13 protein-coding genes are annotated in these 13,387 nt (G+C 43.0%); 4 read left to right on the top strand and 9 right to left on the bottom strand.

What is annotated here, in order from left to right:
* Window positions 1-426: 426 nt before the first annotated feature.
* On the bottom strand, window positions 427-909 hold the full coding sequence (locus EQO05_RS15950) for a GyrI-like domain-containing protein (RefSeq protein WP_240664444.1): 483 nt from the start codon (window positions 907-909) through the stop codon (window positions 427-429).
* A gap of 33 nt (window positions 910-942) precedes the next feature.
* Window positions 943-1,281 (bottom strand): helix-turn-helix domain-containing protein, encoded by a 339-nt coding sequence (locus EQO05_RS15945; protein WP_240664442.1) that lies wholly within the window; start codon window positions 1,279-1,281, stop codon window positions 943-945.
* A 268-nt stretch (window positions 1,282-1,549) separates the two neighbouring features.
* On the opposite strand from EQO05_RS15945, the gene EQO05_RS07460 reads away from it, so the two are divergent.
* The 4 genes from EQO05_RS07460 to EQO05_RS15490 all read left to right on the top strand — a co-directional run bounded on the left by EQO05_RS07460 (window position 1,550) and on the right by EQO05_RS15490 (window position 4,661).
* On the top strand, window positions 1,550-2,353 hold the full coding sequence (locus EQO05_RS07460; protein ID WP_128505208.1) for a M48 family metallopeptidase: 804 nt from the start codon (window positions 1,550-1,552) through the stop codon (window positions 2,351-2,353).
* Window positions 2,354-2,356: 3 nt separating this feature from the next.
* Window positions 2,357-2,521 (top strand): hypothetical protein, encoded by a 165-nt coding sequence (locus tag EQO05_RS15495; RefSeq protein ID WP_164888497.1) that lies wholly within the window; start codon window positions 2,357-2,359, stop codon window positions 2,519-2,521.
* Between the two features lie 93 nt (window positions 2,522-2,614).
* A complete protein-coding gene (locus EQO05_RS07455; RefSeq protein ID WP_128505206.1) occupies window positions 2,615-3,946 on the top strand; it encodes a hemolysin family protein in 1,332 nt (443 codons plus the stop codon).
* Between the two features lie 220 nt (window positions 3,947-4,166).
* A complete protein-coding gene (locus tag EQO05_RS15490) occupies window positions 4,167-4,661 on the top strand; it encodes a hypothetical protein (protein WP_164888496.1) in 495 nt (164 codons plus the stop codon).
* Between the two features lie 829 nt (window positions 4,662-5,490).
* On the opposite strand, the gene EQO05_RS07445 is transcribed toward EQO05_RS15490, so the two are convergent.
* From EQO05_RS07445 to EQO05_RS07415, 7 genes are all read right to left on the bottom strand, one after another.
* Window positions 5,491-6,984: a S9 family peptidase gene (locus tag EQO05_RS07445; protein WP_205793730.1), complete on the bottom strand. Its 1,494-nt coding sequence runs from the start codon at window positions 6,982-6,984 to the stop codon at window positions 5,491-5,493.
* Window positions 6,985-7,334: 350 nt separating this feature from the next.
* Entirely contained in the window at window positions 7,335-8,024 is a 690-nt protein-coding gene (locus EQO05_RS07440) for a TIGR00153 family protein (RefSeq protein WP_128505202.1), read from the bottom strand.
* Window positions 8,021-9,055 carry an inorganic phosphate transporter gene (locus EQO05_RS07435; RefSeq protein WP_128505200.1) on the bottom strand — a complete coding sequence of 345 codons (1,035 nt, stop codon included), beginning with the start codon at window positions 9,053-9,055 and terminating at the stop codon, window positions 8,021-8,023. The genes EQO05_RS07440 and EQO05_RS07435 overlap by 4 nt, the downstream gene beginning before the upstream one ends.
* A 712-nt stretch (window positions 9,056-9,767) precedes the next feature.
* Entirely contained in the window at window positions 9,768-10,436 is a 669-nt protein-coding gene (locus EQO05_RS07430; protein WP_128505198.1) for a phosphoribosyltransferase, read from the bottom strand.
* 61 nt (window positions 10,437-10,497) lie between these two features.
* A complete protein-coding gene (locus EQO05_RS07425) occupies window positions 10,498-11,208 on the bottom strand; it encodes an SDR family NAD(P)-dependent oxidoreductase (protein WP_128505197.1) in 711 nt (236 codons plus the stop codon).
* 289 nt (window positions 11,209-11,497) lie between these two features.
* A complete protein-coding gene (locus EQO05_RS07420) occupies window positions 11,498-12,208 on the bottom strand; it encodes an SDR family NAD(P)-dependent oxidoreductase (protein ID WP_128505195.1) in 711 nt (236 codons plus the stop codon).
* Between the two features lie 340 nt (window positions 12,209-12,548).
* Window positions 12,549-13,385 carry an ABC transporter permease gene (locus EQO05_RS07415; protein WP_128505193.1) on the bottom strand — a complete coding sequence of 279 codons (837 nt, stop codon included), beginning with the start codon at window positions 13,383-13,385 and terminating at the stop codon, window positions 12,549-12,551.
* Between the last annotated feature and the right edge of the window lie 2 nt (window positions 13,386-13,387).

Below are 13,387 nucleotides of genomic sequence, written 5' to 3'. Positions count from 1 at the left end.
TCAGTATAAATATATATAAACAATATATTTTTTTAACATACTTCATTATTTTAAAAAAGACTAAGGAAAATATTACCTATCATCTATATATGAAAAAAACAAGAGTTTAATATAGACCTGAATCAAATACGTTAGTTATGTCTGCAAATTCATTTCATGACTTCATATATCTTACTCAAACCATTCCTTTCCTGATCAAAAATATTATTTTATCCTTTTATAACATCCATAATAAATTTTTTAAATTAGGAAAGACCGAAGGTAACCTTTTGTAATTTGATCAAAATTGTTCGGTTATCAGCCAGATTTTACTTTAATATTTATGTTTTAAGTTAAACCTTAAAAGTAGCATAAACTGAGAAATCTATATAGTCAGGCTTCTGGTAGAAAAGATAACTGCTCCGGAGAGCCGGAGCAATGAATAGATTACTTCTCGCTTACCGGAATCTGAACCTCAGTCATAAGTTCCTCTTCGGGGACTTCAGCAGGGTCATTGAAATAAAGTTCCCTGCTAGGGCTCAGGGTTTCAAGCTTGTTCTCCCTGGCATACGAAAAAATTCGATTGTAGCCGGCTTCAACTCCTGGGTATGGTCCCCGGTAAATGACCGAGACAGCCCTTATGGCGGGCAGGGTTTTTATTTCCATTTTCGGGTCTTCTACTGAAATCCTGCCTGATACCGGCAGGGAGATCTCGATATCAGCCCCGGTTTCTTTATACTCTTCATCATGATAGATGAACATTATAGGACCTGTGACTCTTACATGGTTTCGCTGGTTTTCAGGGCTTTCGACACATGCACAGATTTCGCCTATGAGTTTTTCAATGGTTGCCTTGAAAGCTCCTTTTTCACGCTTGCTTATTACCCGCAGTTCGGGTATTTCCTTAATAACGGGTTCTGTAACCGACATCTTGAATAACTCCACAACTTTTCCACTATGTTTTCAGGCTCCCTGCAAGATGCCTTCAATCCTCTGCAGCTGTCCTATTTCCAGCCGGGTCTGTTCAAGTCTCTTCCTGAAGCCTGCACCTATGAACTCAAAGTTTCCTTTGCTTTCCGCATCCAGAAACAGGGAGATGTCTTCCAGGGAAAATCCCAGGAAACTCAGAGTTTTAATTTTCATTCCCTGTTCCAGCTGGGAGACTGTATAGTACCTGTATCCGGTAAAAGGGTCCTTTGCTTCCGGAACCAGCAGCCCTTTCCGGTCATAGAGCCTCAGAGCTTTTTGCGAGAGGCGGGTCATAAAAGAAAATTTTCCGATTGGAATTTGATCGATTGACATCTTGCTCAGCCAATTAATTGCACTGAAATTAGATAAACTGCCTTACTTTTCCCCGGGGGAAACTCCGTGTGAACGAGAGTAAGAAGTATCTTTGAAAAATGAAATATTTGTAAAAAGAAATCTTTTTTATAATAAGATCCATTTTTTGACAGTAAAAGGTATATTACTGCAAATCCAAAGTATAACTAAACATACTGATAAAAATTATATTGTTCGACAGGTTTTAGTGGGATTAAAAGATATTTTCTGAGAATTGGGAGACAATAACTTGCTTGAGAACGAAATAAAGTACTTGAGGCATCCTGCCGAAATACCTCTTTTTATTATATGTCTGCTGGTGAGTATTCTTATCTATGTCACACTGATGGCAGTTCCAGTGCTGTATCCCGAGGAACTGGGACCGGAATATATACTGGTGGTGCCGGCAGCGATTGCTTTTCTCTCATTCGTCTCCGGGCAGACTTACGGAGGGATGATGGCAAATGCGATCAGGCTTTCAGAAAAGCAGTTCCCCGAACTCTACGAAGTCATAAAACGACTTTCTTTTGAGCTGAACCTCAGGGAAGTTCCGGATGCGTTCTTAATCCAGGAGGGAGGATTGATAAATGCGTTTGCTACCCGGCTGTACTTCAGGAAAAACTATGTGGTTTTCTATGCGGATGTGGTTGAAGTCGCATACCGGGAAGGAGATTTTGATTCTCTGGAGTTCATAGTTGCCCATGAACTGGCGCACATAAAAGCAGGCCATGTTACCCTGCTCTACAACCTCTCAATCTTTCCTATAGCCTTTGTACCCGTTCTCAAGAACCTTTTATGGACTGCCCTCAGCCGGGCAAGGGAATACACTTCAGACAGGATTGCAGACCGGCTTGTCCCTTCAGGCAAAAAAGGGCTTATAGTCCTCTCCGCAGGCGAACACCTTTATAAGGCGGTTAATTACGAGGAATATCTTGAGACTGCAAGAAGCCCCGAAGGTTTCTGGATCTGGTCAACGAATTTATTTTCAACACATCCTGCTCTGGTTAGAAGGGTCAGAGCCCTTAATGAAAATACACCAGGAAAGATTTTCTAGATAATGACTTTTGGAACGGTGGGTTTTAAAAAACTTATCCTTAATAGAACTGGAGAGATTTTCTCAGCCGGGACTGAAGGAGAACCGGGCTTAAAATCCCAGATTCTGGAGAGAGGTTCCGGAGCCGCAGGCAGACGGCAGAAATCGCAGGGAATAAGTCCTCAATGAAAAACGAGTGATTACGAATATAAGCCTACAAAAAATAAATTTTCATAAATACTATAAATAGATTTAAATTATTATCCGCCCAATACCTTCAAAATGTCATATTTGCTTGAGATCGCAATCGTCCTATTTCTGATTGCACTCAATGGTCTATTTTCAATGTCAGAATTTGCCCTGATTTCTGCAAAGAAAACTCGCCTTAAACAGCGGGCGGAAGAAGGGGATACGCGGGCAGATACTGCGCTTAAGCTCGCGAACGAGCCCACGCCCTTTCTCTCAACGATCCAGATAGGAATTACCCTTGTAGGGATCTTTGCAGGCGCATTCGGTGGAGCTACAATAGCAAGAGGGCTCGCGGCTTATCTTGTGGAATTCCCTGCTCTGGCTCCATACAGTGGTGGTCTCAGCATCACGCTTGTGGTACTCATTATCACCTACCTGACCCTGATTTTCGGGGAACTTGTTCCAAAACGGCTTGCACTCAGCAATGCTGAATCGATTGCTTCTGCCGTCGCAAAACCCATATTCTCTCTTTCGATTATTGCAAAGCCTTTTGTGATGATTCTCAGCCAATCGACCGAGGCTGTGCTCAGGGTAATGAAGATCAGGAAAATCACCGGACCGCCTGTAACGGAAGAGGAAATCAAGATCATGCTTGAGGAAGGAACCGAAGCCGGAGTGTTTGAGAGAGCCGAACTGAGCATGATAGAAGGCGTGCTTGAGATTGGTGACCTTCGCGTTGATTCCCTGATGACGCACCGTGCCGATCTCATCGGGCTTGATCTTGAAGATTCGACTGACGAAAACCTGCGAAAGATGATCGACAGTGGCAGGTCTAATTTCCCGGCGTATGAAGGAGACCTGGATAATATTGCCGGAATGGTTTCCGTAAAAAAGGTTCTTGAGAAATTTGTGGAAAGTAGTACCGTTGACCTCAGAGAGCTGGCAACAAAGCCTCTTTTTGTGCCTGAAAGCGCCTCGGTTCTGAAACTTCTTGAATTATTCAAGGAATCAGGGGTGCATACCGCCCTTATAACTAACGAATATGGGAGCATTCAGGGTGTAATAACCCTGCACGACATACTTGAGGCTATTGTAGGCGAAGTCCATTCTTTCGGCGAACCTCTGGAGGCGCAGATTAGAGTTAGGGAAGACGGCTCCTGGCTGATCGATGGGGATACGCCTATTGAAAAGCTTAAAGATTTCATCTCTGCGGGCTCTTTTCCAGGGGAGGGGCTGGGATACTACCGGACCATCGCCGGGCTGATTATTTTCATTCTGCAGCGAATCCCGACAACTGGAGACCATATTGTACTGGAGGGACTGCGGTACGAGGTTGTGGATATGGACGGCAACCGAATAGATAAGGTGCTGGTAACGCGAATTCCTCCGGCTTCTGAGGCTTGGGGATCTGATCCTCAAGCTTGAATCCTGTTTCCCGGAATTGACTGAAATCTGCTCTAAAGTTTGAAAAATATGGTTTGAGATGAAAAATGAAGTGACTAAATACCGTGTAAATTAAAAAAGAAATGAGAGAATTCCGATAAACTGTAATATATCTGGAAATGTAGGGGTTTTCAAGATAATGGTGCTCGAAATTCTCAATCCTGTTTTTTATCAGGTTTGAATAGGCGATCAGGGCCTTTCAATGATTTTACTTGCTGCATGCGGGCTGTTCAGAGCCAGCCGTGCAGTCGGTTTGATCACAGGTCTCTTCGGAGTTGCCAGCACAGCTTTCCTGGTCGCATGCCTGGCCACATTCTTCTGTACAATCTTTACAGCAGTCACCGTTGCACTCTGTCAGATCGGAATCGTCTGCACAGTTCCCATCATCGCAGTTTTCAGTACAGGTATCGCAGCAGTCGCCTGTGCAGTCTGTCTCTTTACAGATGTCTGTACAGTCATCACAGCAGTCGCCTTTGCACTCAGTCAGTGCGCAGTCGCCTGTAGATTCTGCCTTCTCACAGTTTTCAGCACATTTCTCACAGCAATCTCCGGTGCAGGTATCCTGACCGCATACTTCTGTACATTTTTCACAGCAGTCGCCTGCACAGTCTGCCTCAATACAATCGTCACAGCAGCTTCCAGTGCAGTCTTCCTGGTCGAAGCCGCCATTACAGTTGACAACCTCATTAGCGGGTAATGGTAATGCTCCATCTCCAGGGCAGTTCTGGTCGCAGTCGCCAGGGAAGGGGCTGTTTTGATCACAGTAGGCGGGAGATTCCTCAGCGTGACATGCTGAGGCTGCAGAAACTCCTAAAGTCAATAACATTAATACAACAGAAACAGATGCCGTAAATTTCCAGATTGACTTTCTGTTAAAATCCATTTTTTTCCTCCTGATTTGCTTACATTTGATCCGAGAATACCCGTAATCAAAAACCCACTGGATAAATTAACATATATACATACTTATTTCCATAACGTATTATAAAAATCGCAAAAGGAGTTTAAAGCTTTATAACGCTTTATTCCCGAACCTAAAAGATTATGACATTCTAAATTGTATTGAACTATGTCTCCAGCCAGTTAAAAACCAAATATACGTCTTTTCATGAGCTTGTATTCTCCAAATTCCTGATACAGTCCTCCATATTTGAGCAGATCTTCTATATACGGTTATCTTCTGAAAATACCGATTATTAAAGCCCTTAATTCTCTAAGGAAATCAGGGAGCCCGTGTTTAATGAAGATATAGCTCCAAAAATATCATTTAAGCCTTTAAAGTATAATGGCTGTCAATTTTTCCCGATTAAGCAGAAAATCCAGTTGGACACTGTTTTCCGGGTACAGCCTCAGGTTATAGAACTTCAAACACAGGTATTTAAGGTCGGATCAAGATGAAATTAAAACCCTGAATTAAGTACTGGTAAAAAGAGCTGGTCGAGTATCATAAAAGAGAAGGAAACCATAGTAGAAAAACCGGTCTATACATTTTGCAGTACTTTTGTTTCCTTCTCATTCGCTTACTTTTATTTCTCCTGTGTATGCTCCAGAATCCAGTTTCCTATAAACTCCAGGGCAGCCGGAGAGATGGTTTCTTCAATCTTTGCATACTCCGTAGGAGACCCTGTTTGAGCGGTCTGGAATAGATGGTTGAGCCCTGGCATCTCCTTTACGGTATAGTTCTTATTGCCTCCGGCTTTGAGGGCATCTTCAATAGCACGGAGATTTTCCTCCGGGGGAACCTGAAGGTCTTTTTCGCCATTAATTGCCAGTACGGGGCATTTAACCTCCATCAATGTGGGTCGGGGGTCATATGTCAGGAAAAAACGCATCCATGGTGTTAAGATTGCCTCGATCTGGGCATCCAGGTTAGTTTCGGAATACCCGGAGAGCTTTTTTTCTTCCTCGCTCATATTGGCCATTTCAGCCTTGAGGAGCTTGCGGATTTCTTCCTCGGCAACTGTATTATTTTGTTCCTGCTTTACTATGGAAAATATTTTTCCAGTTAAAGCTTCATTCCTTGCTATGGTCTCGTTGTCTGCTCCTTCTGCCCTGTTAATTAGACCACTCTGCAAGTAAATGATTTCTTCTCCTGTAAGGCCGGTACCTGCCATCATAACAATGAATGCAACATCCGGAGACTGCACCGCTACAATGGGAGCAATTATGCCTCCTTCGCTGTGCCCGATAAGACCTATCCGGGCCGGGTCTATCTCCTTGCGGCTTTTAAGGTATTCGATACCTGCAAGCACATCCCCTGCAAAGTCCTCGGTAGTAGCCTGCAAGGAGTCTCCGGTTGAACCTCCAACGCCCCTGTCATCGACTCTGAGTACGGCAATGCCCTGGCGGGTCAGGTAATCTGAAAGTACAAGGAACGGGCGGTGGCCGAGAATTTCTTCATCACGGTTTTGCGATCCTGACCCTGTTATGAGTATGACTGCCGGGAAAGGTCCTTCTGACCGGGGAAAGGTTAACGTTCCTGCCAGTTTTATTCCTGCTTCGTTATTTCCGTAAACAACCTCTTCTTCGGTATATGGGTAAGGTTTTACAGGGTCCTGCGGTCTGTGCATATCAGGAGCTTTCTCAGTCCTGTTAAGCACAAGTGGAAAAGCTGATCCTGCCTGTTTCCATTCTCCTTCTATAGTATCATTATTCTCCTTATATATCCCTTCAAAACTTCCCCTGATGGATTTCACATCAAGGCTTACATTTCCGTTCTTATAACTCACATTTTCAACAGGTATACCGCTTGCTCCCTGATCAGGGCTGTCCATACTGGCGTTGATAGACCCATCGGGATTAGTGGAAATATTGAATACCATCCTTAACTGCAACCCACCCGGGACTGTTAAATTTCCCATCCAGACGCCTTCTATATTCCTGATATCTTCAGCATTATTATCGTGCAGATCATTTAGTTGTGAACTGTCTTGCTGCGACCCATCTGACTGTGAAGTACATCCCAGGCCAGCTATAGTGATACTCAATAAGATTACGCAACTCACGATTTTACTCTTCATGATAGCCTCCTCATTTCATATTTTCATTTAGCGTTTCACTTTGTATCTTTCAATATATCTTTTTAAACATTTAATTGCATGTCTTTAAGGTGCATATCTTTAATTCCTCCGAACGCGAAAATTTCGGGCATTACAGCTCCGATTAATTAACAGCATATCGATCATTGAGAAAATTCTGTAAATATAATAATTCTATATACAAATTTGAAATTTCAACCAGAATAATTTATTAAGAAACTAAAGGAAAAACATATTAGAAAAAAATAAATGAAAATCTCTTTCCTGAGAATTGTTTCTCAGCCGGTAAGAGTTAGAAAAAAGTATATTCGAAAAAGAGAATAAATGAAAGTTTATCTTCTAAGAATCATTGTTCTCAGCCTGTCAGCAGCGCTTGCGGACTTATCTGCAATGCCTCCAACCTTTTCGACAAGCCCTATAAGGTGGCAAACACCCGCACCTCCGATTGCTTCCTCATGTTCGAAGATCCTTTTTAAGAGGGCTGTTTCAAGCACATCCACATCATGTTCTAGCTTTTCGACTTCAGGGATAATGGACAGGGTTTCTTTGATCTCTTCCTTACTGAAAGAAGTCGCTAGAAGCTTATAAACCTCACCTGTGAGTTCGTCATATAACCTTGCGGTCTTCAGGGACGCCGCCATCAGTTCCAGAAAGCCTTCTTTAATTTCCTCAGGGAGGGTATTACAGGATCGAAGGGTCATCCAGTAGGCAGCAGCCTGGGCGAAGTCGGCAATAGAATCCTGCTGCTTAAGGAAGGACAGGAGATCTTTCTTGTTCACTGGAAGCCTGACTGAAGCAGGAATGCCTGCCCTTATTTTCTGTTTGAGTTTGTCAGCTTCATGTTCCAGCCTGTCAATCTCGATTGTCCTCTCCTCCAGGATGGCATAATTTCCTGCACAGTAGGCTTCCATTGCTTCAGCCAGTTTTTCAACTGCCATCACTCCCTTTTTAGCGTGTGCCTCAAGAGGGACAAAGGGAGAGTCAGCGACCACGTCAAGGACGGAACGGATGTAGTCTTTCATAAGAAGATCACCTCAAGCCCCACAAAGATCAACGCCGATGTAAGGGCAGCTATAGGAACTGTTGCTATCCAGGAGGAAATAATCCTCCAGATCACGCCCAGGTCAACCGCTGCAATCCCACCTGCAAGCCCCACCCCTATAACCGCGCCTACAAGCGTATGTGTAGTCGAGATCGGAAGGGAACTGTAACTGTGAAGCAGAACCACAGTGGCTGTTGCAAACTGAGCAGAAAAACCACGTGTTGGAGTGAGTTCCGTAATCTTGGAGCCGATTGTTAGAACCACTTTATAACCCCAGGTGGCCATTCCTACTACCATTCCAAGACCTCCCATTACAAGCACCCAGATGGGGATTCCGGTTTCTGTTCCTGCCACACCCATAACCCTAAGCGCTGCACCGAGAGGACCTACAGCGTTTGCTACATCGTTTGACCCGTGCGCAAATGCAATATAGCAGCCAGTTATGAGTTGCAAGGATATGAATTTTTTCTCAACGAAAGGCAGGTCTATAGCCCTGTGAAGATAGATCTTTTTTATTATGGAAAAGATTAAATAAGCAAAAGCAGCCCCAAGAACCGGAGATATAAACCAGCTGGCAACAATTTTTACAAGTTCTCCCCAGTGGATGTCAGAAAAAGCGATAGTTCCGTTGTAGGCTGCAACCAGCCCGAAGCCGAGTACAGAACCAACAATAGAATGGCTGGTTGAAACGGGAAGGTTATAAAAGGTTGCCAGGGTTACCCAGAAGCTTGCTGCAAGAATTGCGGCCAGCATCCCGACTGCAACTATATTGGGATGGATGCTTCCGATAGTATCAATTGGAACAATGCCGTTTGCAATCGTCTCAGTAACTCGCTCACCGAAGAATACGGCGCCTAAAAGTTCAAAGACAGCAGCAATAACAATCACTTGTTTGATTGATAAGGAGCCTGTTCCAACCGAAGTCCCCATAGCATTTGCGAGGTCATTTGCCCCTATATTCCAGGCCATATAAAGACCTGCTAAAATAAGCGCTATGATAAGTAAATCCATTTTTTCTTACTCCACAAATTTCAAACTTGAAATTGCTATAAATTACTATAATTACTGTAAAATCCAATTTTTTCAATTTTAGTAATGAATCATAGTGTAAAATCTTTATAATTTGGGAATACTTATTTAAATTTAGAACCTGTATGGTATCCCAGACAATTTCATTATATTTTATAGTTTCCATATATTTTGAAGCGCTCTATATAATCTATAGCCCTATATACGACTATTTTTAGTATATTTATATTCTCTATCCCAACTTTAACAGCTTCAAGTTTCTATATAAGGATAAGAAGGACAAGCTCTGGTAGAACAAAGCTTTTTTGTTATTCAAAATAACGTAAGGTTTTTATCCGGATGTGCCTTTCGGGGAATTTACGGGTCGCAAAAAGATTATTAAATGCAAATGAAGTCCTGATGCATCTGAAGAAGATGTTTGAAAAGTTTATTTTCCATGGGTTTGCATTTTGATATTTATCTACGCCAGTAATCTGGTTTTCCGGAAGGGATTTTAAAAAAATTGCAAAGAAGTTCTAACAAGAAATTCAATAAAGGGTTTAAAAATTTGATCGAGTATTTCTTTGAGAAAAACAGAAAGGTTAATATAACAATGTTAACTGCAGCAGGACCTCTTTTTTAAGATTTCTTTTTTATGGATTTCCTGATTGATGCAACAGGAATACAAAGGAGGGTTTATAGACAGAGATGTCTTTCAGGCTTCGAGCCCATGAAATTCATGATCTTTTCGTTCTTTTTGCCTTATCCTCTCCCTGAGCAGGTCGAGTACTTCTTCATCCGAAACATCGTACCATCTCTCGTAAACCTGAGCGACAGCCCTGAAATTTGCAGGAACCTCAAGCACTACAAGTTCGTCTGCCTTCTTCCGCAGTTCTTCTGCTACCTCTTTTCCTGCTACAGGCACTGCGATCACGACTTTTCCGGCTTTCCTGTTTTTGCAAAGCTCAATAGCTGCCCGCATTGTTGAGCCCATTGCAATACCGTCATCAATAAGAATTACGGTTCTTCCCTCGATTTCGGGCAGGGGATTCCCTCCTCTGAGAGTTTTTATGCGCCTTTCGATCTCAGCAATTTGCTGCTGTTTTATCCGTTCAATGGTTTCCCCTTCAAACCAGTAGTGTGCATTTTCAAAAATAAACGTACTCCCGTCCTCGGCTATTGCCCCGAATCCGGCTTCGGGGTTGTCAGGAAAAGGCAGTTTCCTTGCAATGATAAGGGAGAAATTAGCATTCAGCTTCGCTGCAACCTGCAGTCCTACTTCCACTCCCCCGCGCGGGATTGCAAGAATAACAGGTCTTTCTTCCCTGTATTTCTCAAGAGCTTTTGCAAGCTTTTCCCCTGCATCTTTACGGTTTTTGAACATGGTTTCACCTTAAGTCCACAAAATTTCCCTTTTCTGTACAGATTCTATACAGATGTCAAAATCAAACTATCCTTACAGGCCGCCTGTAAATCTCGATTGAGGAGCCTGAAGGAAGCGTTGTTTCAGGCAAACAGAGTTCCAATACTTTTCCTGCAACATCTTCGGGTTTGAGGACTGGCTCATCAGTATGCAGCGACCGGTACATGCCGGTATCCACGCTTGCAGGGCAGACCGCATATACCTGAATCCCTCCTCCGGTTTCATAAGCAACAGACTCGGTAAAACCTATAACCGCAAATTTCGAGGCGCAATATATTGATAATTTTGGTATGCCGTGCTTTCCCGCCCCTGAAGATATATTTACGATCCTGCCTTCTCCCCTTTTAAGCAGATGGTGAAGAGCGTACTTAGTGCAGAAAAACATTCCCTTTACATTTGTATCCATAATCTCATCATATTCTTCGGTTGAAGTATCCTCAAGATATTTTCGGTAAGCTACTCCTGCATCGTTTACGAGGATGTCAATTCTTCCAAAGGCGTTAACTGCCTTTGAAACCATGTCAATGACTTCCTCTTCTTTTCGAATGTCCGTCTTTACCGCAAGAGCCCTTACACCCTGCTTTTCCACCAGCCTGGCAGTTTCTCTAATTTCTCTCTCGGTTCTTGCGACAATTACAATGTTGGCTCCCTCTCCTGCCAGTGCCAGGCAGATAGCCCTGCCAATTCCTCTTCCCCCGCCGGTTACAATGGCTGTCTGACCTTTCAGTTTCATAGCTGTCACTTAACAGTCACTTTATTAACAGTCACTTAACAGTCACTTTATTAACAGTCACTTTATTAACAGTCACTTTATTAACAGTTACTTTATTAACAGTCACCTGACTAATTATCAGGCAGGACAAGGATATATCTTTTGAAGCAATATTTCTGAACTATAATCAAGAGCGATTTCGGCCTTAAAAAAGAAAACAGCATCTCCGGCAAAAAGAGACTAACAGGGTCTGTTAAAGAGCTTCTGTAAATCAACCGGAACTGCCGGACTATGCTCTCCTATTTCACAATCAAAGCTGAGGGACTGGAGGAGCCTGAATCTCGATTATCTTGCCTGATGTAACTCTTGAATCAGGCGAGGCAAGTTCCAGAACCTTTTCCGCAATATGCTCGGGTTTGAGTGGGGGCCTCTCTGCATAAATTGACCTGTACATGTCCGTATCCACAGCGCCGGGACAGACGGCATAGACTTTTATTTCTCCTTCCAGTTCGGCGGCAATGGATTCCGTTAAGCCGTTTACCCCGAACTTCGAGGCGCAGTATACGGAAAAATCCGGAAGCCCGTGTAATCCCCCTACAGAAGAAATATTGATGATTTTTCCATTTTTACTTTCTCTTATATACGGGATCGCATATTTCGCGCAGAGAAAGACTCCCTTTAAGTTAGTATCCATAATCTTATCGTACTCTTCAAGAGTAGTTTCTTCCAGCCTTTTTTTGTAAGCCACTCCCGCGTTATTAATAAGAATGTCAAGCCTGCCGCATTTATCGATTGTCATTGAGATCAGACGCCTTACGTCCTCTTCACTGCGGACATCAGCCTGAATAGCCAGGGCTTTGCTGCCCATTGCTTTTAATTTATCTATCATCTCTTTTATCTCATTCTCATTCCTTGCTGCAATGATGACGTTTGCTCCTTCTTTTGCCAGAGCAAGGCAGATAGCTCTTCCTATCCCTTTGCTCCCCCCGGTTACAAGAGCTGTTTGACCTGCTAAAGTCATTGCTACCCCTTTTATGCATTTATCTTCTTTTTATTGCTTTTTTCTCCGATCGTTTGTTTTTTTCGATCGTTTGTTTTTCTTTGATTGGTTTATTTCTTGATTGATTTATCTCTTGAGCAGTTTATTTATCAGTCTACTTTTATCTAATTGTTTTTTATTTAATCAAAGATAAAACGGGTAAAAAAGGGATATATTTTTTGAAATTAAGTTTCTGAAAAGAGGTTCTTTTAATGAGATAAGAACTGGCGCCTTCAACCCGCCGGCTGCCAGCTTTTATTCAGAATACGTTTTGAACGTGAGGATTGTTTTTGAAAGTGAGGATTGTTTTTGAAAGTGAGGATTATGTAACTGTAACCTTGGTAAACCTCCATCTTGCAATAAGAAACATTATTCCCGCAAAAGCCAGTAGAGCCAGGAAGGAAACAAGAACTTCTTCCCGGGTATAGGTATAACGGAGTCCGATTGATGAAAAATCACTCCCTATTGCAAAGTACCTTATTCCGCTTACAAGGTGCGTGAGGGGATTTACTGTGGACAGAGCCCGGAGCACGGGAGGAAACGAGTTCACAGGATAAAGCGCATTGCTTGTGAAAAAAAAAGGCATGGTAAGCAGGGTTATTACAGCCTGCATTCCTTCCGGGCTTTCCATTGTTATAGCTATTGCAGCTGAAAGGAACAGAAACCCGAGCGAAAACGTCCCTATAAAAAGCATGATTCCCAACAGCGAGAAAAAAGTTTGTGCAGGAGTATAACCTTCAAAAAACTGGACTCCAAGCAGAAGCCCGAAACCCATTATAACACCTGCCTGGATAAAGGACTTTGTCATGGCTGAAAGCCCTATTCCTATGATTATATGGATTCTGGGAAGAGGACTTGAAAGAGTCTCCCGCATAAGCCCCCAGTTTTTGTCAAAAAGCAGCACTGTTCCGGCGAAGAGGCTTGTAAAAAGCGTGGTCATGGCAATAACGCCTGCGCCTATAAAGGTCAGGTAACCTACAGTCCTGACCCCGGGAGCGGCTGGCATGGTTGCAGTCAATCTTTCAAAGTTGTTTGACATTGCGATTCCGAAGAAAGCAAGCCAGAGGGCAGGCTGAACAAGTGAAGCAAACAGAAGAGTCCTGAACCGGATAAACCTCAGCATATCCCGCCAGTAAATGGTAAGGAAACCGGTGTGCATAT

The sequence above is a fragment of the Methanosarcina sp. MSH10X1 genome (assembly GCF_004099695.1).
Classification (GTDB): Archaea; Halobacteriota; Methanosarcinia; order Methanosarcinales; family Methanosarcinaceae; genus Methanosarcina.
This window is presented reverse-complemented; position numbering and strand designations above follow the sequence as displayed.